Source organism: Thermodesulfobacteriota bacterium (assembly GCA_040754335.1).
Lineage (GTDB): Bacteria > Desulfobacterota_D > UBA1144 > Nemesobacterales > UBA2774 > 2-12-FULL-53-21.
Map to the genome: position 1 here is coordinate 522,384 of JBFMCV010000001.1, position 23,142 is coordinate 545,525.

Consider the following 23,142-nt stretch of genomic DNA (forward strand, 5'->3'; position numbering starts at 1 on the left):
TCCCCCTGGAAATAATAATGACGGATGAGTCCGGCAGCGCCCGGATCCCTACTTATACGCAATAGCCGCGCTGCAGGGGCCAAGCAGGTGCAGCACCTCGAATTCCCTGAACCCGGCCTCCCCGCACCACTCCCTGAAATCGGCCCCGGTGAAGTCGAACGCGTCCCCGAACTCTATGAGCATGTTGAGGGACATGAGGAGCCCGAAAGTGTTCTCGCGCCGGGCATCGTCTATGATGTTCTCGACCGCGATGAACGCGCCTTTCGGGGGCAGCGCTTCGTAGGCAGACCTTATCAGGTGTTTCTTCTTCTCGAGGTTCCAGTCGTGGAGTATCATCCCCATCGTTATAACGTCTGCCTTCGGCAGCGGGTCCTTGAAGAAGTCGCCGGACGCGGTCTTGATGCGGTCCGACATCCCCGCCCGCTCTATCGACTTCTTAGCGATGGGCTCGACCACAGGGAGGTCGAAGGATGTGCACGCGAGGTTCCTGTGCCTTTCCGCGACCGCGATGGATAAGACGCCCGCAGCGCCGCCCACGTCGCAGAGGGTCCTGTACCGGGAGAAGTCGAACTTCTGGGCGAGCGCTGTGAAATTCTGCCGCGAGAGCCCGGTCATCGCCCCCATGAACTGCTCCAGGCGCGGGATGTCCGCGTAAAGCTCCTCGAACAAGGGCTTCTGGCTGTGCTTTATCTCGTTCTGCGGCTGCCCGGTCCTGAGAGCTTCCGGCAGGTCGTCCCAGTATTTGAACAGGCGTGCGTTCAGCATCTCGAGGATGCCGCCCACGTACGTATCGCCGTTCCTGTCGAGATAGTGCCGCGAGGTCTCGTTGTTTTTATAGAGCCCGCCCGGGCCGTCCCCGTCCCTGTCGAGGAACCCCATCGATACGAGCGCGTCCAGGAAATCGTACGTCCCCCTCGGGTGGAGGGAGAGTTTTTTCTCGATTTCCTTTGCGGTCATTGAGCCCGTGCCCAGCAGCGTGAAGAGGTCCATCTCGACTGCCGTGAGCAGCACCTTGGATTCCCAGAACCCGAAGGCTGTGCGCATTATGGGAAAATGGTCTTTCATGGGAATCATAATACCTGTAAATTTGGCGGTTTTGTGTGAATCTGGGAAAAGAAAAGCAAAAGGGGCGGACAATGTCCGCTATTTATTGTCATGCTGAACCCTGAATTGATCCCGTATCAAGTACGGGACATGGTTCAGAGCGGGTTTGTTTCAACATCTCGCTTTATTCGTGAGATTGCCGCGCGAATTTTTCATTCCCTCCTTTGGAAAAGGAGGACGATTGCAAGCGAGCGTGCAATCGGACGCCATGCGCTGATTGCTATTGGGTTGTATAGCTCGGTACAAGCGTAAGATAAGCCAAATCAGGGAGGATTTTTCTTTTTTATTTTTAAATTCCCCTTAATTTAGATTTAATAGCTGCGTAACTCCAATTAAGATAGTTCTGTGCCGTATATCAGCACCGACCAATTCCTCCGATTTGTCGGAATTGTTCCCCTTTTTCTAAGGGGGAAAAACATAGCAAGCTCAGCGTGAACGGTTTTGGCTTGTAAGTGGTGAGGCAAAGGGGTTTCAGGAGAATCATAAAACACACGTATGTGTGTCACCCTTCCAGCACCAGGTTGAACACTGAGGAATCGATGTGCACCTTGTCGCGGAGTTTCTCGTTCACGGCGACGTAGATCCTGTCCCCGTATCGGGAGAGCCGCTCGAAGAGCCTGTGTAGGTGGTGGCGCTCCGCCTCGTGCAGCTCCTCGATCTTGAGCGTTACCGACGAGGGCGAATTCTGGAGTATATTTTCAATGTGCGTCCCGATGTGGTCGAAGAAATCGACGTCGAGCATCCCCTTTATCGAGATCGACAGGTTGTGCGCTGCGTTCCTCATTTTACCCAGCGACACCTCAAGCACGCCCTTGTTGAGGTAGCGCTCGAACGTCTCTTCGAACGTGGCGAGGTGGTTCCTGGCGAGGCTCCCTTCTTCGTCCGTGACCCTTATGAAATGGCGGTCTACGTAGTTCCTCATCGATATCCCTATGGTCCAGTCCTGTATGACGAGAGGGACCATTGAGGGGTTAGTGAAAGGGAAAGTCCTCAGGAAGTGATAGGCCCTCGGGAGGCCGCCCGGTACTATGCCGTTCATAATGAACCTCATGAGCGAGCGTAACTGTTCGGCTATGCCGTAGGTGCTCCTGAATAGCGGGTTCTTCATGTGCATTGTCTTGTTGTTGATCCTGTCCGCGATGGTGCGGTCGTCGAGGAGCCTGAAGTACAGGTCGCGGTAGCCGTTCACCATCTCCTCGTAGGACATCTGCTTCGGTATGAGGTTCGTGCCGAGCTTGGTGTTGTCTGTCCCGCTCGCGTCTTTAATCAGACGCCCGTCTTTCTCGAGCCTCTCGTAAAGAGGCGTCTTGGGCACTGCGGTGAGGAGGCCGATCATCGCGGCCTGTATGCCGGAGCTCTGTATGAAGTTGTATTGCAGGTCGAACGTGCGGAGCGTGTCGTTGTCGAATCCTATTATGAAGCCCGCCAGCACCTCTATGCCGTATGAGTATATGTGCCTGATGGAGCCGAGTATGTCGGACCTCGTGTTCTGGAACTTGAGGGTCTCTTTGAGGCTCCCCTCGTCCGGGGACTCTATGCCTATGAACACCCAGCCGAAGTTGGCCTGCGTGAAGAGGTCGAGGAGCTCGTCGTCCTGGGCGATGTTGAGTGACGCCTCCGTGCCGAAGAGGAATTTGTAATTGTGCTCCATCTGATAGTCCCTCAGATATGACATGAGCTTTTTCGCGACGGGCTTGTTGCCTATCAGGTTGTCGTCGACGAAAAAGACGTTTGTGACTCCAAGTTTCCGGAGCTCGTCGAGCTCCCTCCCCACCTGCTCGAACGACTTCACCCTGGGTTTCCTTCCGAACATGACTATGATGTCGCAGAACTCGCAGCGGTACGGGCACCCCCTCGAGAACTGGAGGCTCACCGCCTGGTATTTGTCGAGCTTGAGGAGGTCGAAGCGTGGCGTGGGAGAGTCTTCGAGCGATACCTCTCCGCATTCCTTGTATAGCTTCCCCGGCGCGCCTTTCTCGAAGTCGGCGCAGAACCTTTTCCATATGTATTCCGCCTCTCCCGCGATTACAGTGTCGGCGAGGGTCTCGAAGTATTCGGGGCAGAGCGAGGCGTAGCTACCGCCCGCTACGACGTAATAGCCCCTGTTCCTGTAAAACCGGAGGAGCTCCTTCTGCCTCGGGAACTGCACCCCCATCCCGCATATGCCAATAATGTCCGCAGTGGGGTTAAGCGGAATTGTTTCTATGTTTTCGTCTACGATCTCGATTTCCCAGCCTGGCGGGCAGAGCGAGGCGAGCGTGGCGAGCCCGAGGGGCGGGTTTATGGTCCTGATGCTCCCGGGCATTATGTTGTCGACGGCCCATTTGAAGCTCCAGAAGCTTTCAGGGAATCTCGGATTAATGAGTAAAAGTTTCATCGCTCCTCCGCTCATATAGGAACCGGGTGGTCGTATAATGACCCCCCTCCATTTTAGATTATCTTCTTATTATTAGCAATAGATTTTTGAGGGAAGGAGAGCGGCTTCGCTTAAATTCGCGCCAGGCCTGTCCCGGCCTGTCCTGAACTTGATTCAGGAACTTGACCCGGGAACTCGCTCCTACAAAAATACAACCTAACTCTTGTAGGAGCGGCTTCCAGCCGCGATGTTTGTTCTTTCCTTCCTAAGGAAGAGGGAGATCACCCGCGCGGCATTATTAAAAGCTCGGCGGAGACTATGATCCCCGTGCTGTCTGCGTAGACGTACTCGCCGGGGCTGAAGGTAACGCCCGCGAAGGTTACGGGTATGTTAAGCTCGCCCGCGCCCTTCCTCTCGGTCTTGAGCGGGATCGAGGCGAGCGCCTTGACGCCGAGGCCGAGCGCGGCAATGGCGTCCACGTCCCGTACGGCGCCGTATATAATCAGCCCCTCCCACCCGTTCTTCTGTGCGGTCTCCGCAATGAGGTCCCCGAGAAGCGCCTTCCTGACAGACCCGCCGCCGTCGACAACCATGACCTTTCCGTGTCCGGGCTTGCCGGCGTTGTCCTTGACGAGGGAGTTGTCCTCGAAGCACCTGATGGTGACGATCTCGCCGCCGAAGGAGCGCCTGCCGCCGAAGTCCCTGAAGACGGGCTCGGCGACCCGGACGAGCGAGGGGTAGAGGTCTGTGAGGTCTGGGGTCGAGTATTCCATGCCGGTTAATCCTGATTAAGGGGAATTTATACAGCCGCCCGGGGAAATATCAAGCCTTGCCCCAGAGCTTTTTCGGGTAGTCGAATTCGAGGAGCCTGCCGCCGCCTTTCCCTACGTCTTTCCATTTAGCTGCGTCGAACTCGAGCAGCACCACGCCGCAGGTGGGGATGTTGTCTATGCCGGCGTTAGACAGCTCGTTCGCGAAGGAGGTGATAGCGGGGTTGTGGCCGACCATCATCACGGACCTGTACTTGTCGTCGAACCCCCTCACGACGTCCATGAGACTGCCGCCGCCGAAGGTATAGATGCCCTCGTCCGCGACCACGTCCGATTTCTTGAAGCCGAGCTCCTTCGCTATCTTCTCCGCTGTCTTGAGGGCGCGCACGGCCGGGCTCGACGTTATCATGTCGGGCTTGATGTCGTAGCCCGCCAGGTGCTTCCCCATCCTGGGAGCTTCTTCCTTGCCCCTCTCGTTAAGCGGCCTCTCCCTGTCGTCGAGCGATATGTCGTCCCAGCTCGATTTCGCGTGGCGGACCAGGAAGAGTCTTCTTGATTTCGCCATTGATAGCACCTTATTTTAAATGCTAACATCCGGGTGAAGGATGGCAAGGCGGTCGTTACGTTACTGTATTGCTTAATCCTCTTTACTCTTTTATAATTGAGCCAATTTATCATTTAAAGGAGGAATCTATGAATTCTTATTTACGTAAGGCCATACCGTTTTATGTTCTTATCTTGTCTGTCGCGGTTCTGCTGCTGATACCGTCGTTCAGCGACACCGCCCACGCGCAGTGCGCCGTGAGCATCTGCAAGAGCGCTCCCCAGCTTCCGGTTCCTCAATCGCCGGAAGATTTTGTTATCTTTCCCTTCACTGTTTCTCAAGGAGGTGATAGTGATTCAGGTGGAATAGTTGCAAACTTCGAATGTGAAGGGCTTGCTTTCAGCGGAGACGATCTTGAAATCGTCGAGGACTCATTTCCGGGATGGGAGCTCGAGAGCGTAGAGTGCAGCGATTCGGCGCTTATCGACGTAACATTTATCGAGAACGGTGTAAGCCTCGATTGTCTCGGCGGAACCGAGATAACGTGCACGTTCACGAACGTGAGAGGTGCGAGCCCAATACCCACGCTTTCCGAGTGGGGGATGATAGCGGCGGCGGCGGGGTTGATTTTGATAGGCGTGTTCTTCGCGGTGAGGCGTAAGAAAGCGCTAAGCATTTGAATCAAAGGAGGGATGTCCATGAATTATATTTCGCGAATTATGATGCCGGTTTTCATATTTACGCTTTTCGTAGCTGGTTTGCTGTTGGCACCTGCTCTTAACGACAGCGCGCACGCGCAGTGCGCGTTGACCCTATGTAAAGAATCACCGGACCTTCCGATTCCGGAGTCTGAAGAAGATGCGTTCTTCTTTTTCTACAGTATCGAGCAAGGCGGTCAGGGCACTGTATTAAGCCTGCCCGCCAACGGCCCCTGCTTCGGCGACGCATTCGGCGGGAATGATCTCGAGATAGTTGAAAGTGTTCCAGAAGGATGGACACTCGAAAATGTCGAGTGCAGCGATTCGGCGCTTATCGACGTAACATTTATCGAGAACGGTGTAAGCCTCGATTGTCTCGGCGGAACCGAGATAACGTGCACGTTCACGAACGTGAGAGGTGCGAGACCGATACCCACTCTCTCCGAATGGGGCATGATCGCCGCGGCTGGGGGGCTTGCGCTGATAGGGGTGTTCTTCGCAATGAGACGGAGGAAGGCTCAAGCTGCGTGATGCAGGATATGTCCTTGACCCGTTCGTCCTGAGCATGTCGAAGGATGAGCGGGTTGATGAAAGAAGATTGGAATGCATGAAGCCTCTTTCTCCGTTACGGAGAAAGAGGCTTTTTTATCCGGGTATGTATATGCATTCCCGATAATTCCGATTGCTAAGAAGCACGATTTGTTTTAAAATCTGTTTATAGAGAGCTTGAAGGAGGATGGGTATATGAATAGGTATCAGAATAAAACACTGCCTGTTTACATGTTTTTTTTGTTTGCATTAGGACTGTTAGTGATCCTTTCGTTCTCCGATACCGCTACCGCGCAGCCGGCCTGCGGTGTGACGATCTGTAAAAGCGCACCCCAGCTGCCGCCCGCTGAATCCGAGGTCGACGCGGTCTTCTTTCCGTTCACCGATATAAGCGGACAAACGGTGACCGAATTTACACTGGCCGCCAACGGACGTTGTACGGGGCGCGGCCTCGAACCCGGTCAGAGCGCTGAGATTATTGAGGATCCCTTCGAAGGATGGCAGCTCGTGGATATCGAATGTGACACTGCTCCAGGCGTAAGTACTACGTTCAGTGAGAACGGCGTGAGCGTAGAGTGTTTGTCCGAGGGTTTCATAACGTGCACGTTCATTAATCTGAGGGTACCGGCTATCCCTACCCTCTCCGAGTGGGGTATGCTCGCGGCTGCGGCTGGGTTGGCTTTGATTGCTGTGTTCTTCGCTATTAAGCGCAGAAAGGCGCAGGCTGTGTAAAAATTTGTAGGAGCGGCTTCCAGCCGCGATAGGATTCAATTGAAAAGATGTGATTCCCGCTTTCGCGGGAATGACAAATCATTAACAAACCCGTTCGTACTGAGGTGCAGAATCTGCGCACATGTATGTTTGCTCCGTCACTCCTCAGCATTCGCCAAATAAGGGAGCAAGGACAATGCTGATCTGCGAGCCTGTCCTGAGCGAAGTCGAAGGGTCGAAGTATGAACGGGTTTGCTTCAATGTTGATGTGAGCAAAGGAAATACGTATGGATTGTTTTCGAGCGGATGGTCTGCGCTTCTTACGACCACGGCTCCCTGTAGTAGTAAACGAAGTTGGCGACGGACGGCCTCTCGGTCCACCCGAGCTTCTTGTAGAATCCGGTCTTGTATGAGAGCTTCTCCTTGCCGTTAGTCAGCATAAGCCTCATGCAGCCCCTTTGCTTACCCTCCTCGATGACGCGCTCGACGAGCGCCTTTCCCACTCCCATGCCGCCCGCTGAAGGGCTCACGAATACGTCGGATACGTATCCCTCCAGGCTGCCGAGCATGATGAACGGGACCCAGTGGACGTTGAGGAACCCGGTCACGGTGTCGTCTTTGTCGACGGCGACGATAATAGTGTGTCCTCCCCTGTCGCGGCGGCAGTGCGCTATCAGCTTTTCGATGGGCTCTGCCACTTCTTTGAGCGGGAGCGCGTTCCTCCTCTCGGACCAGCCGATCTCCCTCAGTATCTCGGCCATACGGACCGCGTCACCGGTCTTCGCTTCACGGATATTTATCTCGGGCATTGGAATCTCCCTATTGCGGGAATTAAGATGAATATAAAAAATATATAGTCAAATTGGCATATTCGATACAGGCGGCTCCGTGCGGCGCGTGATTGCCCAATGATATGTACGGAATTGTTGCGAGTTGACGTTTCTGTTAAAATTAAGTTCGTAATTGATTACTTTACCGTGATATTTAAGCCTTTTCCGCAAGGAGGATGAAAGTATGTTCCGTGAAGGATTCAATTGCTCTCTATACCCATATCCGAAGTACATTGTCATCATCTTGTTGTTTAACTCCGTCTTTTGTCTGTTATCGAGCGAGACCGCGCTTAGCCAGCTGATGGAGGATATCGATACGCCGCCCGCGGTGTCGGTGCCGCCCGATGTTTTATGGGACCAGACGGCGGGCATAGCTTCTACCGACATTTCGTCCCAGGATTTTACGGACGGCGGAGGGGTGCTCGACCATTTCGATACGCGCGCTGCTGACGATTTCCAGGTGCGCGGCGGTTTCTTCTGGATCATACAAACCGTTTACGCGTTCGGCGCTTTCGACGACACCACGCCCGACATCATCGATTCGCTGAACGTGTACTTCTTCACCGACAAGGACGGCCTGCCCGATACTCTGCATTCGCCGTGCGTATACGAGGACATACTGCCCGAAGACATCACCGTGCCCAATTTCGTGGTCGATCTCCCCTCCCCGTGCAAGCTCGAGCCCGGCATATACTGGGTATCGGTCCAGGCTAACATAGGCTTCATTCAGAACGGTCAGTGGTTCTGGCATGAAAATTCGGTACAGAGGCTTAGCCCGTTCGTCTGGGAGAACCCCGGCGACGGCTTCGGCTCAGGATGCGTGCAGTTCACCCCCGCTCAGGCCGACTGCGGCGCCGATTCCCCCGACCTGTCGTTTCAGCTCGCCGGACTTGAGATACCGGCAGTAAGGCCGATCCCGACGCTGGGCGAGTGGGGGATGATTTTGACCTCGGTCATACTGGGGATGATCGGAATTGGCGCTTACATTGTTATGAGGAAGAAGGCGGCTAAAGCCTGACCCGCCTCCATCCGCTATCGGAAATACGACTGCGCGAAACGGCCGGAAGAGCTGAATGTTCCTTCCGCACGGCCGCGATCGTTGCATAATTTGTAGATACGCCCGGAAAGCGTGGTATTTGTCTGAATCCCTGAAACTTTCCGCTCATCTAAAGGTTTAATTATGCTGTATGCGTATAAACTCTTAAACAGGAGGAATTAAACATGAAATTCGCAAAAGGTATTGTGGCTGTGCTTGTAGCTGTAGTCTCCCTTGTTCTCGCTGACATGAGCGAATCGCGGGCCGAGGCCGAGGCATACGCGATCGACCCCGACCACTCCCAGGTCATTTTCAAGGTTAAGCACATGGGAATAAGCACCGTCACGGGCAGGTTCGACCTGGTCGAAGGGTCGTACACGTTCGACGACAAGGACATAAGCAACTCGAGCGTGGAGACGACCATCACCACCGCAAGCATTAATACGAACAAGCAGAAGAGGGACGACCATCTGAAATCCCCCGATTTCCTGAACGTTGAGAAATACCCGACTATAACCTTCAAGAGCAAGGAAGTAAAGAAAGGGGACGGTGAGGATTTCACCATCGTCGGCGACCTCACTATAAACGGCGTTACGAAGCATGTCGAGCTCGACGCCGAGTACGGCGGCAAGGCTACCGACCCGATGGGGAACGAGCGCACCGCGTTCACGGCCGAGACCGAGATCGACAGGAAGGACTACGGGATCACCTGGAACAAGACGCTCGACTCGGGCGGTCTCGTCGTAGGGGACGAAGTGAAGATAGAGCTCGAGGTGGAAGGGATAAAGAAGAAGGGGTAGTCGGAAAATTTAACTTGTATGAGTTTCTAAATATCTGTAGGAGCGGCTTCCAGCCGCGATTATTTACGTGAGAAGCGGAAAAACTAAATCCCCCTTTTTCGAAGGGGAAAATGCTTTTAATTCCCTCCTTTGTAAAGGAGGGTTAGGGGGGGATTTGATTTTGGGGTATTGAAATACGCCCGTTTTGGTTTGAAAGGAAGCGGTGAGTAATTCTCATTATCATATATGAGAGCACACCTTGTGCGCCTACTCGACCTTTATTTCCCCGCCGGGTTTCTCCTGAATAGCGGTTTCGGTGATGACAGCGCCGCCCGTGCCGCATATGTCCGCGGGCTCGGGGACGTTTCGTTTGACATCGACAGCCGTTTCCTTGACGGACAGTTTCTCGAGCACGAGCGAGGACTCGACCCTGACGAGGTCTCCTGTGAGGCAAGTCCTTGCACCCTCCCCTATATCCCATTCCCTGCACTTTTCCCCGCCGACCGTCTTTTCGACTCCGGGCTTGGCGCCTGTGTTCGCCATGAATTCCTTTGTGAACTCGGCAGGGTCCTTGCCCTTTATGCGCTTATATATCTCCGGGAACATCGGGTTCTTTACCTTCGTCCCAGTGTTTTTGTCGAGGTCTATCTTGATAATCCACTGCTCCCCGCCCGTGATCCTGGTTATCACCTTCTCGTTAATCCTGAAGGGATCGCCGTCCGGTATTTTCACCTCCGTCGTTTCGGTCCAGCACAGCGTCCTCCCCCACTCGCCCGAATACTCGGTCTTTTCCCCGGTGCTGTTCCCCTCGACCTTGTATTTGACCATATAGCTCTCGAGAGGGTGGTATTTCTGCTCCTGTGCATGTGAGTGGTGGGTTCCCAGAAGTATGGATACCGGGGCCAGCATGGGGAGTAGATATTTGAAGTATTGATTTAGGATTGTTATATATCTATCAATAAATATGGAAAATATATATGTACTGAGCAGTTTCATGACGGGTTTCAGTATCTTGCTTCCTTCCCTCCTTTTGTAAAGGAGGGTCAGGGAGGATTTCCATTTATTTAATAGAATTTTCTGTTCAAAACTTCCTTATCTCGAGCTCGTTTATTCCGTCGGTAACGTCGAGAAAGGCGTAGGAGCGCGTGCCGAGGGGGCCCGGGTTGACTATCTTCGTCACGCCTATTACATCTATCCCGGGCGCCTCGTGGATGTGCCCTGTGAAGCAGACGAGCGGTTTACGGCGCTCTATGTATTTCCTCACGGCCCTGCTTCCCACGTGTGTCCCGTTCGTAAGCCTGTCATTCAGCGTGCCGTACGGGGGCTGGTGGGAGACCAGTATCTCCGGCCCTGCATCCTCGTCAGCTTCAGTCCCTTCGAATAACTCTTCGTACTCCTCCTCCGTATAGACGTTTGGCGTCGGGCTCGGACATGGGAGAGAACCTCCCGCCCCGGTGAAAGAGACCCCGTCGACGCTGACGGTTTTCCCGTGGAGGTTTATTTTCAACGAGGAGAGGTATATGTCGACCGCCTTCGTGTCGCAATTCCCGGTTACGGCGAGTATTTTCCCGTTATATTTCCCGACCGCTTCCAGCACGTCCCGCGCGTCTTTCTCGCCGCCGAATTGCGTCAGGTCGCCCGAGATTATGACGAGGTCCGCCGAGGAAAGCGCGCCTCCGATCGCGTCTACAGGTTTGATGTTCCCGTGTATGTCAGCGATGTTGATTATTTTCATACCGCAAGCCGTCAGTTCCTTGTGATGACCCCTTCTTCCGTGACGGTATCGGTTACGAGCTCGTCGTTGAACTGGGCGCCGTACTGCCTCAGCATCCAGAGCTCGGGGATGATCTCCCCGACGATGGCACCGTTGTCGAATACGCGCACCATAGAGCTCTCCGAGACGACGATCGCCACGGCGTTGGTCGTCCTGGTTATCGAGGCGGCAGCCATGTGCCTGCTCCCGAGCCCGAGCGGCAGGTCGAGCCCTTCCGAAGTGGCGTCAATGTAGCGGCACGCCGAGAGCACGATACCTTCATCCGATACTATGAACGCCCCGTCGAGCTGGGCGAGCTCCTTTACTGTATTGCGCATGCCGGGATCTCCGATGTGTCTCAGAGATTCGGGATGGCCGTAAAGAGGGTCGAGTATCATGGGGCGGGAGCGGAGGAGCGTTGAATCGGTGTCCGATATCACGAACATGGTCCCTATCTTTCTCCCTTCCCTCCCTTCCCTGGCAATCTCCATGGCGAGGTTGAGCACGCTTTTCAGGTTTTCGGGATCTACCTTGCGCTCGGGGCAGCATATGCCCGAAACGAGCCTTCTGTGAGCCTCTATCTTCTTCGCTATATCCATATAAGCACCCCTCGATCGATGTAGATTAATATAACTGATAAAGGATTCTTACGCCCGTGCGGAAAACGGCCGCTGATAATAGATTCGCTCGAACATGCTCCGCTCAAACCGGTGCTCGCGGTGATTTCGCATTTCCGCGGCGACTCGCCGTTTTTGGTGATATGTTTAGTGTTGTAATTCCAGGCCGGGAACACGGCCATGCTCCGGTTTTGCAGACTCGGAGACCATATACATAGGAGATAGAGAATATGAGCGCGGACACTCAGGTTACAGTAGGGTCGTACATCGCATCGAGGCTCGCGGAAGCGGGCGTAAGGCATTACTTCGCAGTGCCGGGCGACTATAACCTGATACTTCTTGACGAGTTTTTGAAGAACGGGGACCTCAAAATGATAAGCTGCTGCAACGAGCTCAACGCCGGATACGCAGCCGACGGGTACGCGAGAGCGAACGGCGTCGCGGCACAGGTCGTCACTTTCTCGGTCGGAGGTTTGAGCGCGCTTAACGCTATAGCCGGGGCATATGCCGAGGACCTGTCCGTGCTGATAATATCCGGCGGACCGAACACGAATTCAGAGATGGAAAACCAGGTGCTCCATCACACCTGCGGTGAGGTGCGCTACAGTTATCAGAGGGACATATTCTCCCATGCGACGGCCATGTCGGTGATCGTGAGACACCTGGAGGACGCTCCCTATCTCATAGACAAGGCGATAGAAAAGTGTGTCTTCAGGAAGAAGCCCGTGTACCTCGAGATTCCGTGCAACCTGGCGGGGCTCAAGGTGCCACCTCCGAAGAGGAAATATTTCCGCAAGGAACCCGTGAGCCACCCCGATGCGCTCGAAGAGGCCGTCGAGAAGGCGTCAGCGTTCCTTTCCTCGGCGGCGAAAGCCGTGCTCGTGGCGGGCGCGAAGCTCCGTCCGTTCGGCGCGGCGGAGGCTTTCAGAAAACTGGTGGACGCATCGCAATACGCCGTCGCGTCCATGCCTGAGGCTAAGGGAATCATCCCTGAAAACCATCCGGGTTATATCGGCACCTACTGGGGGCCGGTGAGCAGCCCCGGTACGGCTGAGATAGTTGAATCGGCGAACGCGTACCTCTTTGCGGGGCCCGTGTTCACGGACTACACGACGTGCGGCTTCTCGGCACTGATAAAGCCGGAAAAGCTCATCCACGCGGGGCCCGATTTCGTGAAGCTCCCCGGCGTGACGTACAGCGACATAGCGCTCTCGGACTTCCTCGAAGCGCTCGCCGGGAAGGTAAAGCCCAACGGGGCTTCCCTCTCCGCATACAACAGGATTCGAGTCGAGCTCGCGCCCGAGCCTCCGGTGAAGAAGGACGCGCCTATAACGACGAGGAGGCTCTTTGCGCGCGTCGGGGAAATGCTCACGTCGGGAAACACGGTTATCGCGGAAACAGGCGACTCGTGGTTCAACGCGATAAAGCTGAGGCTCCCCGAAGGGTGCGGGTTCGAGATACAGATGCAGTACGGCTCGATCGGATGGTCGGTCGGAGCGACGCTCGGCTATACGCTCGGGAGCGCGGAAGGAAAGCGCGTCGTCACGTTCGTCGGCGACGGCTCGTTCCAGTTGACGGCGCAGGAGCTCTCTACGATGATACGCTACGGGCTCAATCCGATAATATTCCTCATCAACAACGGCGGCTATACGATTGAGGTCGAGATACACGACGGCCCCTACAACAACATCAAGAACTGGGACTACGCGGGGCTCGTCGACGTTTTCAACGCCGGCGAGGGGAACGGGTTCGGCGTGAGGGTAAGGACGGAAGGTGAGCTCGACGAGGCTGTAAAGAAGGCCCTCTCCAATGATGGTTTGAGTTTGATCGAGGTGATGATAGACAGGGACGACTGCAGCAAGGAGCTCCTCGAATGGGGTAGCCGCGTGTCCGCCAACAACGGCCGTCCTCCCATGTGCGGGTGATGGGAAAAATTCAGACTAATTATTTTTTTCCTCGCGCCACGCCCGTCCTGAGCGTAGTCGAAGGGATGGCGCTCCTGCAAAAGTTAAAATCTCGGGTCTTGTAGGAGCGAGTTCCCGAATCAAGTTCGGGACAGGCCAGCCGCGAGTAATTTTTAATCCACCCTGCCGCTCCACCTTTTCCCTATGAGGAAATAAAAATGAAAAGGTGAGATGCTGAAACAAGCCTGCCCTGAACCATGTCCCGTACTTGATACGGGATCAATTCAGGGTTCAGCGTGACTATATAGAGACGTCTGGAGACAAGGGTGGAGAGACGCACTATGTGTGAGTCGGAATGGTAATAAAGACAGCAATGCACTATTATTTTATTGATTCAAGCATCGGGAGGAGTGCAGAAATGCCTGAGAGAGTAGCTCTTGTAACAGGCGGGGCCAGGGGGATCGGCAGGGAGATAGCGCTTGCGCTCGCGGAGAGGGGGTGGTCAGTCGCAATATGCTACAGGAAGAGCAAGAAAGAAGCCGCCGAAACCGTAAAGGATATAGAATCCAGCGGGGCCAGGGGAGTCCACTATAAGTCGGACGTGTCGAACCCCACGTCGGCGGTAGACCTGGTTAGAAAGGTCGAAGGCGAATGGGGTAGGATAGACGCGCTCATAAACTGCGCGGGGCCCTATCACAGGGTAAACCTGCTCAAGGAGTCGGTCGAAGGCTGGCACGAGATGTTCGACAACAACCTCCACCCCGTTTTCTATCTCTCGCGCACAGTCGCCGAAGGCATGAAATCGCGCGGCTGGGGGAGGATAATCAATTTCGGCATGGCTAACGCGGATAAACTTAGCGCGCAGACGGAGATAACGGCCCACTACATCGCCAAGGCGGGCGTGCTCATCCTCACGCGCTCGCTCGCGAGGCTCCTGGCCCCTCACGGCATAACTGTGAACGCCATATCTCCCGGTTTTATCTACTCCGGAAGCGCACCGATGGAGGAGCTCGAAAGCATGGTCAAGACGATACCCGCGGGATACATAGGGAGCACGAAGGACGCGGTGGACACGGCTTTGTTTCTCTTATCCGATGAGGCGCGGTACGTGAACGGGACTAATATACATCTAAGCGGCGGTTGGGGGCTTTAGCAGTGATAAAAAAGGGGGAACATATTGTCCCCCCTCTTCTACTCGTCGTCTACTCAATTCTTCTTACTCGTCTATTTCATATACCGTGGTCGTACCGCTTATTTCGTTTCCAACGACGAGGAGCGCCTTTCCGTTCGGGCTTTCGCTCGAAGGGACGAAGAACAATCCTTCCGGCCCGAGGTCGCCGGCAAGCGGGTTCGAGCTGTCGTCCGGGTTCTGTGCATCTACGGCAAAGTTGCGGTTGTTCATGTATTCGACGAATTTGGGCGAAGTCGGCTTCGTGATGTCGTACACCATTATTCCGCTTATCCTCTCGAGCCCTATGAACGCGTACGTCTTCTGCCCGATCTTGCCTACGACCACTCCCTCGGGCTCGGGCCCTTTGTCGTCGCTCCTTGAGTCGAACGAATCGTTGTCGGTATTATCCGAGTTGAACTGCGCTGGGAAGGCGTCCGCCGTTATGAACTCGAAATCGTCGCTTGAGTCGTAAACGAGGTTTCCGAAGGAGTCCCATATCGAGAAAGACCTTGCGCCGAAGCTGAATATCCTGTCGTTATCGCCGTCTCCGTCGATGTCCCCTATGATATTGGTCGTCTTGAGCCTGCCGAGGTTCTCGTCGTCGCCAAGCGTGGAAGCGTCCGGGAATTCGTCCGGGTCGAGGTCCAGGTCCTTCACCCTCTCTTCCTCCGAGAAGAATTCGAAATCCCTGGTGTCGCCTTCGTTTGCGGTAACGTAATAGGTTGCGCCCTTATAGCTGTACTTGTCTATGCCGTCCGACTGGTACATGCCCAGCACCGGCCAGTTCTGGATATTGATCGCGGAGTCATCGTCGGATGCGTCGAGCATGTTGCCTTCGGAGAATTTGATGAGGCCGAGGACCGGCTTGAACCCTGCGGAGGCTTCTATGCCGAAATCGTTGTCGTTCATCACGGCGATACGTCCGTCCGGCAGGATCGTTATGCCCTCCGCCTTATCGCTCGGGAGATAACCGAGCGACGGGAGGTTGAGCACCTTCCGTTTGAAGACGGGTATGATCCCGAGATCAACGAGCGCGTCGGGCGAATGCTTTTCTAGCGTCATGCCGGCCGCGAGGTCCGCGAGAGGCAGGTTCCTGATATTCGTGGCCCCTTTCAGGTCTATTTCGAATACGAACTTTTTGGCGGTCGATACGAGCGCACTGTCCCTCTCTATGACCAGGAACTTGTCTTCGCCTATGAAGACCGCGTCGCCTATCTTGTCCACGTCGTCGGGCGTGTGCGCGGGCCTCTCGAGGAGATAGACGTACTCCGCGACGGGGTTCAGGTAATCAGGAGAGCTTTCGTCCACGTCCACAGCCAGTATTCTGAGAACGCGCGAGCTCCTGGCCGAGCTGTCGGGGTTATCGAGCGGGGACTGTACGAACGCATAGAGGATCCTCTTGTCGGGGTCGAGCGCCGTGCCCTCGAACCCGCGGTTCACCCTCCGCTTGCTGTAGACCTCCGGGAGCGTCTCCATTCCGTAGAATCCCGGGCTGTTCGCGTTAGGGCCGAACTGCGCAATCTTTAAAGCCGAATCCCCGAGGAGGTGCGTGTTTTCCGGGACGAGCCTGACTATCAACTTGCCCTTGTCCGTGAAGTGATATATCGCAGGCCTGTATTCGTCCACCATCCAGAAAGAGTTATCTATGGGGTCCCTGACTATCCCTTCGAGGTCTGCTCCGAAGCGGTCGTATTTGACCGGATTCCCTTTCGCGTCAACCGGTATCTCGTCGAAGCCCGGTATGTTGGGCAGGCCCGTGATAGGCGTCTTCCCGTCCGCGCGGGTTAAAAGTATGGTTTTCGTTATTTCGGCTTCTTCACCATCATGGCCGCCGAAATCGTTATGTCTCCCGTGCCCGCCGCCGTTCTTCTCTGTTTCGAACGCTATTATCCTCGCCTGATATTTGGGGAGGTTGAACGTACGCGAGCCGTTTACGACGTCCGCGCCGTTCGGTCCCCTGTCGGAAACGGTGAGGAATTTGAGCACTCCTTTCTTTCCCGAACCGTCGTAATGGAGGCCCGAGAATCCGCCCAGTTTTATCTTGAGCTTGTTCGCGTCTATGCCTATGAGCGGGAGCTCGTCGAATTTAAAGAGGTCGAGGCCGGGCTGCCCCGTGCTGTGGTCTTTCCACCCTGCGGGGAGTATGTCGACTATTTTGGGCGTCGCGATATCGACCACTGCGAACGCGTTTGCCTCCTGCAGGGTGACGAAGGCCTGCTTTCCGTCGGGGGATATCGCAGGGAATTCGGGCTCTAGCTCGAGCGACATCGGAACCCCCTCCTGGAGCCTCAGTCCCTTGTTCGTGAATTCGGCTTCCCTGCCGTCGAACGCGCCGAATCCGAGCGTCGTTACGGTTGCCGAGGGAACGCCTGACGGGATTTTTACTACGCTTATTGACCCCGGCGGGTTTGCTATCAGGTTGCCGCCGCCGTCCTCGACGGGCTCGCCTTCGTTAGCGACGACGAGTGTTCTGCCGTCAGGCGAAAACTTTACCGCGTCGGGGAGCACGCCCACGTTAACGAACCCGAGGAATGCGCCCGCTGTATCGTAGAACACAAGGTAGCCGTTCATGGTCGGGTCCGCATTCTCAGTTGCGACTGCGACTATGCCGTTTTTCACGTCGACGCTGTTCACTCCGCCGACTGAGAGACCCAGATCCACCGCCACGTCTATTGAGAACAAGAGGGTCGGCGCGGTCGGGTCCGAAATACTGATCGCTTCTACGACCGACTGGTCAGCATTTATGACGAATACGGTCTCGGTCCCAGGGTCGTAGGCGACTATCTCGGCAGCGCCGTCTTCGAATACCCCCGTTTCGTATGTCCCTATCGGTGTGAGATTTATGCCTGCCATGGATGATGCCGGCAGTGCCGATAGAATGATTAAAGCGATATATAGGAATCTCGACATTCTCACTTCCTCCTTTGTTTGATTGTTAATTGATTCGAGAAGCAGAGAGAGTTTCGGCGATTTTTATAAAGCCATGGTTAACTGCCGGTTAACCGGGAGTTAAGAAGGCGATGATAAACGCGACGCGGCCGTTATCGGTTACAAAACCGGAAACTGGAATTCTTTCCTTGCTTTGTTATAATCATCTCTCCAATGGACCTGGGTTTACTCAAGAAACTATGCGAAGCGCCGGGCCTCCCCGGCCACGAAGGGCCTGTAAAGGAGATCATAAGAGAGGCGTTCTCCGAATTCACGCAAGATATCGGAGAGGACGCCCTCGGCAATATCATAGCCCGCGTCCCCGGAAAGGGGCCCAAGCTCGTCATCGACGCCCATACGGATGAGGTGGGGTTCATGGTGAGCCATATCGACGCCAAAGGGTTCCTCCACGTCATCCCTTTAGGCGGCATGGACCCGAGGGTCTTTTACGCGCAGAGGATAACAGTGTGGGGGAGAAAACCCGTCACCGGGACAGTAGCCGCCATACCTCCCCATGTGAGCCGGAACTCGAACAACAAGGAAGTGCCCGAGGTCGAGGACTGCGTCGTCGATCTGGGGCTTTCGGCGGACAAGGTCAGGGAGCTCGTCAGGGTCGGGGACGTTGCGTCATTCAACTACCCGTTCGAAGAGACTGAGGACGCGCTTATCTCCAAAGCAATCGACGACAGGGTCGGGTTATTCGTAATGATCGAAGCGCTTAAAAGAAAGCCTAAGCTCTCCTGCGACCTCTATCTAACCGCTACCGTCCAGGAGGAGGTGGGGCTCAGGGGCGCGAACGTGATAGTGCCCGCGATAGAGCCCGATTTCGCAATTGCGATAGAGGGCACGGTCGCCATGGACGTGCCGGGCATATCGGAGCACAAGACGCTCGCAAATACGGGCAAGGGCCCTGAAGTGAGGCTCTCCGACAGGTTCCTCGTCGCACACAGGCCGTTCAGCGACTTTATAATGAAAACGGCTGAGCTGAAAAAAATCCCCTACCAGATCACCGTGAAGAAGGCGGGCTCGACCAACGCGACGGCCATGCAGGTCACTGGAAAGGGCACGCGGGCGGCTTCGGTATCGGTCCCGGTGCGCTACCTCCACAGCCCCAGCTGCCTCGCCTATAAATCCGACATAGGGCACACGATAGACCTGATACACGCGGTCATTGAAAGCGTAGGAGACTTTGGGAAAGACCCTTCGCGCTGATATACTTATTACGCATAATGCGGAATAAGTACTTTTTGGCCGCGATACTATCTCTGTTATCTCTCATCCAAACGTTCCGGGCGTGGAGCGCGGACTCCGTGAGCGCTTCTGTAAGCGCGCGTAATACGCCTGCCGGTTACGACCCTGCGCCTGCTCTCGAGAACGCGTGGGAGGTATTCGGCGCATACCACGAGGATACGGGGAACATAGACGAGGCCGTTTCAATCACGGAGGAGATATTGAGGCGGGACCCGTCAAACGTCCCCGCGCTCGTTTTCCTCTCTCGCGTGTGGCTCACCTACGGATACGTGAAGGCACGGACGAAGGACGAGCTCATACGCGTCTTCGAGAACGGGAAGGACGCCGCGGAAAAGGCGATAGAGATCGATTCCGGTAACGCCGACGCCCATTTCTTCTACGTCGCCAACCTGGCGTCCCTGGGCGATACGAAAGGTCTCTTCAACTCACTCTTCATGCTCCCCGAGGTGAGGCGGGAGCTCGAGACCGTGCTCGAGATAGACCCCAACCACGTGAACGGGCTCGCCATGACCGGGGCGCTTTATCTCTATCTGCCGTCCATGCTCGGCGGGGACCTCCACATATCGGAGGTATATCTCAAGAGATCTATATCGCTCGACCCGCACGTTTCGTCGGCGGGACTGTATCTTGCGCTCAACCTAAAGAAGCAGAAGAGGTACGACGAGGCGCTTGAGGTGCTGAGAGGCATAATAAACGACAGGAACCCTTCCTTCTATCCCGACTGGTTCGAGAACAGGAAGTACGCGTACCTGATGATGAGAGCGATCAAGAAAGAAATGCGCGGGGAGACGGCAAGGAGAGAGAGTGAGTAGCACTGTGTAGTAAATACGTAAATCTGTAGGAGCGGCATCTTGCCGCGATTCCCCTTATCCCTTCCACCTTGGGGGACGATTGCGATAGTTAAGAGCAATCGGTCACTCTCTCAACGAAGACGGCAAATTAACTTGATTCAGCTCGTCCTTGCCTGAGCCAAAATAAGGTGAAGGATGGGGGTGAACAGCCGGAATTCCCTAAATTTTTTTATGGAGTCCACGCATAATTCAGATCATACTGAGCCTGTTCAGAGTGGAATCAAAGACGACTGGACCAACAATTGCCCCAATTTAATATTGAGTTATATTAGGATAGTGATGTACGTAGAAGAACTGCTTCGAGTCTTCGACACTGCTGCGGCGGACTTCCCCGCGCTCGGGACTGAGCGCGCGAGGGAGGAGCTAAGGCGCGCGATCGAGGGGAGAAAATACGACCTCCAGGACGAGGCGCTGATCGAGGTTATCGTCAGGCAGGACAGCCGCGACCTCGTCGAATCCTTTACCGAAGCCTACGGCGCTCTTTCGGGCGGGCTTGAAGACGGGGACGAGGCTGTAAAAGAAGCGATACGCGTTTATATCGCCTCCCTCGAGCATCTAATCAATTATTATCACACGAGCCTGATTGGAAAGCACTTCTCGAGCACCTGACACACACTCACATGTGTGAGATTTTATGATTTTCGCGTGCTCCCGAGAAGTGGCCGGCTAACTTGGCAGGGATCTTCAATCATTGCAAACGATATCGTTTAACCCCCATCCTGTCCTTCCCCCTGTCAGGGGGAAGGTATCTCGTCACGGATGGAGTTAATCGGTTATTCGTTTTGTAAATTCGGTTGTGTACTGATTACGCCTTCTTCTTTTTGCCCCTTTCGGACATCGGAACGTACTTGCGGTTCCTTTCGCCTAGGTAAACCTGCCTCGGACGGGCGATCCTCCTCTCGGGGTCTTCGAGGAGCTCAATCCACTGGGCGAGCCATCCGGGCGTACGCCCGATCGCGAAGAGCACGGTGAACATATCCATCGGTATACCCATGCTCTGGTAGATGAGGCCCGAGTAGAAGTCCACATTCGGATAGAGTTTCCGCTTGACGAAGTAGTCGTCCTCGAGCGCTATCTTCTCGAGCTCGAGCGCTATGTCGAGGAGCGGGTTCTTTCCCGTGACCTCGAAGACGTCGTATGCGATCTCCTTTATTATCTTGGCCCTCGGGTCGTAGGACTTGTAGACGCGGTGTCCGAACCCCATGAGCCTGAACTCGCCCGACTTCGCCTTCTTTATGTATTCGGGGATGTTCTTGACCGAGCCTATCTCCTTGAGCATCTGGAGCACGCCCTCGTTGGCCCCGCCGTGGAGCGGGCCGTAGAGCGCGGCTATGGCCGCGGCGGTCGCCGAATAGGGGTCAGGCAGCGAGCTCCCGACGTTACGCATCGCGCTCGCGCTGCAGTTCTGCTCGTGGTCGGCGTGCAGTATGAAGAGTATGTCTATCGCCCTTTCGATAGCGGGGTTCGGCTTGTACTTGAGCTCCGTCATCTTGAAGAGCATGTTGAGGAAGTTGCCGGCGTAGGAGAGGTCGTTGTCCGGGTATACGTAGGGCATCCCCATGGAATGGCGGTAAGCGAACGCCGCCATTGTCGGCATCTTCGCTATGAGCCTGTGCACCTGGATGTCGCGTATCTCCTTGTTGAATATGTCCTTTGCCTCGGGGTAGAACGTCGATAGCGCGCCTACGGTCCCGAGGAGCATGCCCATGGGGTGAGCGTCGTAGCGGAAGCCGTCCATGAACCGCTTGATGTTCTCGTGCACTATCGTGTGATGGATAATGTCGTATACCCACTGCTCGTATTCCGATTTCGACGGCAGCTCGCCGTGGAGGAGCAGGTACGACACCTCGAGGAAGTTGCTTTTCTCGGCGAGCTCGGCTATGGGGTAGCCCCTGTACTCGAGTATGCCGTTGTCGCCGTCAATGTACGTAACCTTGCTTATGCATGCCGCCGTGTTCCCGAAAGCGGGGTCATAGCTCATCATGCCGAAGTCGTCGTCCTTGACCTTTATCTGCTTGAGGTCCGCTGCCCTTATAGTGTCGTTCTCGATGGGTATCTCGTAACTCTTACCCGTCCTGTTGTCTGTGATGGATAACGTGTCTTTCGCCACGGCAATTCCTCCTTGTACGTTTTGTTTCCTGCAAGGTTTTTATTGTTGTTTCAGTGCCAGTTCAATTGTTAAGGATTATTTGTCCTAAATACGAGTGCCTGCGGACTACTAAACTTACCCTAACTCCCGAAATTATCAATATTTATAAAAAATTTCGGGAGGGTGAATTTTTGCCCTGTTAATGAGCCCTTACGGACGAGTATCGACGCTATGTCCGGACGCGCGGCGGCGGGCCCTAGGCTAGCTTTATGGGCACCGGGGTAATGCACCCGATAAAGATCAAAAGAGCAATGAATCCGAGGAGTTTCCTCCCGGTGTCGAGCTCCCCCTCGTCGTGTATCGTGGGTGGGTGCTTCGTGCCGATGAGCGTGAGCAGCACGGCCCACAGTATCCAGCCGGGCCAGCCCTCGAATTCCGGTAGACGGCTGAGGACATCGCCGACGCCTGCCCCGGCGAACCTCTGGTAAAGGAGAAACAGCGGCTCGGTCCCTATGCCGAAAATTATAAGGAGCGCTATCATGACGACGGACACTGTCTTGTGCGTCTTCTTCGAGAAAAGGGAATACACGATATGCCCCCCGTCGAGCTGTCCGGAGGGGATGAGGTTGAGCGCCGTAACGAATAACCCCACCCATCCCGCGAAAGCCACCGGATGGAGGAAGAGGTCTTTCCCTTCGGGTATCTTGCCGAAGAATATCCCCGAGAAGAAGGTGAATATGAGTGGCGAGCCGAGAACGAGCCCCTGCCCCGCCTCCCCTTCCGGGACGTCCACTATCGTCGAGAGCCTGATCCCTATGAGCAGGACCGGGACGCTCGCTATGATCCCCGCAAGCGGGCCCGCAATCCCTATATCGAACAGGGCTTTACGCGTCGAGATAGGGGACTTTATCTTTATGAACGCTCCGAACGTGCCAATCGGCGATATAAAGGGCGGCGCAGGGATGAAGTAAGGGGGCGTTATGTCGACACCGTATTTCTTTCCGTAGAAGTAATGCCCCATCTCGTGAGAGCCGAGTATGAACAGGAGCGCCCCGGAGAAGGCGAGCGCGCTCAGCACCGTCCCCCCGAACGAGAGGCCCGTCGCGAAGGTGGTGAGGACCGTGAGGATAAAGAGGATAATATGTATCTTTCCGACTTTCATCTGCAGGGTGTAAAAAATACCTCAGTAATCGGAAATTGG

Annotated in this window: 21 protein-coding genes; 10 read left to right on the plus strand and 11 right to left on the minus strand. The window is 55.1% G+C overall.

The window, feature by feature from the left end:
* Positions 1-48: 48 nt before the first annotated feature.
* From AB1598_02485 to AB1598_02500, 4 genes are all read right to left on the minus strand, one after another.
* Positions 49-1,065 (minus strand): methyltransferase, encoded by a 1,017-nt coding sequence (locus tag AB1598_02485; protein ID MEW6143864.1) that lies wholly within the window; start codon positions 1,063-1,065, stop codon positions 49-51.
* 541 nt (positions 1,066-1,606) lie between these two features.
* On the minus strand, positions 1,607-3,481 hold the full coding sequence (locus AB1598_02490; protein MEW6143865.1) for a radical SAM protein: 1,875 nt from the start codon (positions 3,479-3,481) through the stop codon (positions 1,607-1,609).
* 260 nt (positions 3,482-3,741) lie between these two features.
* Positions 3,742-4,233: a ribonuclease E activity regulator RraA gene (gene rraA / locus AB1598_02495; protein MEW6143866.1), complete on the minus strand. Its 492-nt coding sequence runs from the start codon at positions 4,231-4,233 to the stop codon at positions 3,742-3,744.
* A 49-nt stretch (positions 4,234-4,282) separates the two neighbouring features.
* The gene (locus AB1598_02500) at positions 4,283-4,795 is read right to left on the minus strand and encodes a histidine phosphatase family protein (GenBank protein ID MEW6143867.1); all 513 of its coding nucleotides are present in this window, start codon (positions 4,793-4,795) and stop codon (positions 4,283-4,285) included.
* 128 nt (positions 4,796-4,923) lie between these two features.
* On the opposite strand from AB1598_02500, the gene AB1598_02505 reads away from it, so the two are divergent.
* From AB1598_02505 to AB1598_02515, 3 genes are all read left to right on the plus strand, one after another.
* Positions 4,924-5,454 carry an IPTL-CTERM sorting domain-containing protein gene (locus AB1598_02505; protein MEW6143868.1) on the plus strand — a complete coding sequence of 177 codons (531 nt, stop codon included), beginning with the start codon at positions 4,924-4,926 and terminating at the stop codon, positions 5,452-5,454.
* A gap of 18 nt (positions 5,455-5,472) precedes the next feature.
* A complete protein-coding gene (locus AB1598_02510; GenBank protein ID MEW6143869.1) occupies positions 5,473-6,003 on the plus strand; it encodes an IPTL-CTERM sorting domain-containing protein in 531 nt (176 codons plus the stop codon).
* Positions 6,004-6,216: 213 nt separating this feature from the next.
* Positions 6,217-6,753: an IPTL-CTERM sorting domain-containing protein gene (locus tag AB1598_02515; GenBank protein MEW6143870.1), complete on the plus strand. Its 537-nt coding sequence runs from the start codon at positions 6,217-6,219 to the stop codon at positions 6,751-6,753.
* Between the two features lie 299 nt (positions 6,754-7,052).
* Here the strand turns inward: AB1598_02515 and AB1598_02520 are convergent, their stop codons facing one another.
* On the minus strand, positions 7,053-7,541 hold the full coding sequence (locus tag AB1598_02520) for a GNAT family N-acetyltransferase (GenBank protein ID MEW6143871.1): 489 nt from the start codon (positions 7,539-7,541) through the stop codon (positions 7,053-7,055).
* Between the two features lie 205 nt (positions 7,542-7,746).
* On the opposite strand from AB1598_02520, the gene AB1598_02525 reads away from it, so the two are divergent.
* The gene (locus tag AB1598_02525) at positions 7,747-8,580 is read left to right on the plus strand and encodes a hypothetical protein (GenBank protein MEW6143872.1); all 834 of its coding nucleotides are present in this window, start codon (positions 7,747-7,749) and stop codon (positions 8,578-8,580) included.
* 203 nt (positions 8,581-8,783) lie between these two features.
* Positions 8,784-9,398 carry a YceI family protein gene (locus AB1598_02530; GenBank protein ID MEW6143873.1) on the plus strand — a complete coding sequence of 205 codons (615 nt, stop codon included), beginning with the start codon at positions 8,784-8,786 and terminating at the stop codon, positions 9,396-9,398.
* Between the two features lie 246 nt (positions 9,399-9,644).
* Here AB1598_02530 and AB1598_02535 read toward each other — a convergent pair whose 3' ends face one another.
* The 3 genes from AB1598_02535 to AB1598_02545 form a co-directional block, all read right to left on the minus strand.
* On the minus strand, positions 9,645-10,286 hold the full coding sequence (locus AB1598_02535) for a hypothetical protein (protein ID MEW6143874.1): 642 nt from the start codon (positions 10,284-10,286) through the stop codon (positions 9,645-9,647).
* A 172-nt stretch (positions 10,287-10,458) separates the two neighbouring features.
* On the minus strand, positions 10,459-11,112 hold the full coding sequence (locus AB1598_02540) for a metallophosphoesterase family protein (protein MEW6143875.1): 654 nt from the start codon (positions 11,110-11,112) through the stop codon (positions 10,459-10,461).
* 11 nt (positions 11,113-11,123) lie between these two features.
* Positions 11,124-11,729, minus strand: coding sequence for a diadenylate cyclase (locus AB1598_02545; protein ID MEW6143876.1), 606 nt, complete (start codon positions 11,727-11,729; stop codon positions 11,124-11,126).
* A 248-nt stretch (positions 11,730-11,977) separates the two neighbouring features.
* Between AB1598_02545 and AB1598_02550 the strand changes: the two genes are divergently transcribed.
* Both AB1598_02550 and AB1598_02555 read left to right on the plus strand, forming a co-directional pair.
* Complete coding sequence (locus AB1598_02550) at positions 11,978-13,672, plus strand: thiamine pyrophosphate-binding protein (GenBank protein MEW6143877.1); 1,695 nt, start codon at positions 11,978-11,980, stop codon at positions 13,670-13,672.
* Between the two features lie 397 nt (positions 13,673-14,069).
* Positions 14,070-14,804 carry an SDR family oxidoreductase gene (locus AB1598_02555; GenBank protein ID MEW6143878.1) on the plus strand — a complete coding sequence of 245 codons (735 nt, stop codon included), beginning with the start codon at positions 14,070-14,072 and terminating at the stop codon, positions 14,802-14,804.
* Positions 14,805-14,867: 63 nt separating this feature from the next.
* Here the strand turns inward: AB1598_02555 and AB1598_02560 are convergent, their stop codons facing one another.
* On the minus strand, positions 14,868-17,732 hold the full coding sequence (locus AB1598_02560; protein MEW6143879.1) for a choice-of-anchor I family protein: 2,865 nt from the start codon (positions 17,730-17,732) through the stop codon (positions 14,868-14,870).
* Positions 17,733-17,924: 192 nt separating this feature from the next.
* On the opposite strand from AB1598_02560, the gene AB1598_02565 reads away from it, so the two are divergent.
* From AB1598_02565 to AB1598_02575, 3 genes are all read left to right on the plus strand, one after another.
* Positions 17,925-18,962 (plus strand): M42 family peptidase, encoded by a 1,038-nt coding sequence (locus AB1598_02565; protein ID MEW6143880.1) that lies wholly within the window; start codon positions 17,925-17,927, stop codon positions 18,960-18,962.
* A 98-nt stretch (positions 18,963-19,060) separates the two neighbouring features.
* On the plus strand, positions 19,061-19,813 hold the full coding sequence (locus tag AB1598_02570; protein ID MEW6143881.1) for a hypothetical protein: 753 nt from the start codon (positions 19,061-19,063) through the stop codon (positions 19,811-19,813).
* Between the two features lie 318 nt (positions 19,814-20,131).
* Entirely contained in the window at positions 20,132-20,461 is a 330-nt protein-coding gene (locus tag AB1598_02575) for a hypothetical protein (GenBank protein ID MEW6143882.1), read from the plus strand.
* 196 nt (positions 20,462-20,657) lie between these two features.
* Here AB1598_02575 and AB1598_02580 read toward each other — a convergent pair whose 3' ends face one another.
* Together AB1598_02580 and AB1598_02585 are read right to left on the minus strand one after the other, a co-directional pair.
* Complete coding sequence (locus AB1598_02580) at positions 20,658-21,968, minus strand: citrate synthase (GenBank protein ID MEW6143883.1); 1,311 nt, start codon at positions 21,966-21,968, stop codon at positions 20,658-20,660.
* Between the two features lie 229 nt (positions 21,969-22,197).
* Positions 22,198-23,103 carry a site-2 protease family protein gene (locus AB1598_02585; protein ID MEW6143884.1) on the minus strand — a complete coding sequence of 302 codons (906 nt, stop codon included), beginning with the start codon at positions 23,101-23,103 and terminating at the stop codon, positions 22,198-22,200.
* Positions 23,104-23,142 lie beyond the last annotated feature (39 nt).

Excerpts from the sequence above, each read along its gene's own strand:
- AB1598_02500 (MEW6143867.1), bottom strand. The coding sequence starts at position 4,795 with ATGGCGAAATCAAGAAGACTCTTCCTGGTCCGCCACGCGAAATCGAGC.
- rraA (MEW6143866.1), bottom strand. The coding sequence starts at position 4,233 with ATGGAATACTCGACCCCAGACCTCACAGACCTCTACCCCTCGCTCGTC.
- AB1598_02510 (MEW6143869.1), top strand. The coding sequence starts at position 5,473 with ATGAATTATATTTCGCGAATTATGATGCCGGTTTTCATATTTACGCTT.
- AB1598_02490 (MEW6143865.1), bottom strand. The coding sequence starts at position 3,481 with ATGAAACTTTTACTCATTAATCCGAGATTCCCTGAAAGCTTCTGGAGC.
- AB1598_02565 (MEW6143880.1), top strand. The coding sequence starts at position 17,925 with ATGGACCTGGGTTTACTCAAGAAACTATGCGAAGCGCCGGGCCTCCCC.
- AB1598_02530 (MEW6143873.1), top strand. The coding sequence starts at position 8,784 with ATGAAATTCGCAAAAGGTATTGTGGCTGTGCTTGTAGCTGTAGTCTCC.
- AB1598_02505 (MEW6143868.1), top strand. The coding sequence starts at position 4,924 with ATGAATTCTTATTTACGTAAGGCCATACCGTTTTATGTTCTTATCTTG.
- AB1598_02555 (MEW6143878.1), top strand. The coding sequence starts at position 14,070 with ATGCCTGAGAGAGTAGCTCTTGTAACAGGCGGGGCCAGGGGGATCGGC.
- AB1598_02485 (MEW6143864.1), bottom strand. The coding sequence starts at position 1,065 with ATGAAAGACCATTTTCCCATAATGCGCACAGCCTTCGGGTTCTGGGAA.
- AB1598_02535 (MEW6143874.1), bottom strand. The coding sequence starts at position 10,286 with ATGCTGGCCCCGGTATCCATACTTCTGGGAACCCACCACTCACATGCA.
- AB1598_02560 (MEW6143879.1), bottom strand. The coding sequence starts at position 17,732 with ATGTCGAGATTCCTATATATCGCTTTAATCATTCTATCGGCACTGCCG.
- AB1598_02520 (MEW6143871.1), bottom strand. The coding sequence starts at position 7,541 with ATGCCCGAGATAAATATCCGTGAAGCGAAGACCGGTGACGCGGTCCGT.
- AB1598_02540 (MEW6143875.1), bottom strand. The coding sequence starts at position 11,112 with ATGAAAATAATCAACATCGCTGACATACACGGGAACATCAAACCTGTA.
- AB1598_02585 (MEW6143884.1), bottom strand. The coding sequence starts at position 23,103 with ATGAAAGTCGGAAAGATACATATTATCCTCTTTATCCTCACGGTCCTC.
- AB1598_02550 (MEW6143877.1), top strand. The coding sequence starts at position 11,978 with ATGAGCGCGGACACTCAGGTTACAGTAGGGTCGTACATCGCATCGAGG.
- AB1598_02545 (MEW6143876.1), bottom strand. The coding sequence starts at position 11,729 with ATGGATATAGCGAAGAAGATAGAGGCTCACAGAAGGCTCGTTTCGGGC.
- AB1598_02525 (MEW6143872.1), top strand. The coding sequence starts at position 7,747 with ATGTTCCGTGAAGGATTCAATTGCTCTCTATACCCATATCCGAAGTAC.
- AB1598_02575 (MEW6143882.1), top strand. The coding sequence starts at position 20,132 with ATGTACGTAGAAGAACTGCTTCGAGTCTTCGACACTGCTGCGGCGGAC.
- AB1598_02515 (MEW6143870.1), top strand. The coding sequence starts at position 6,217 with ATGAATAGGTATCAGAATAAAACACTGCCTGTTTACATGTTTTTTTTG.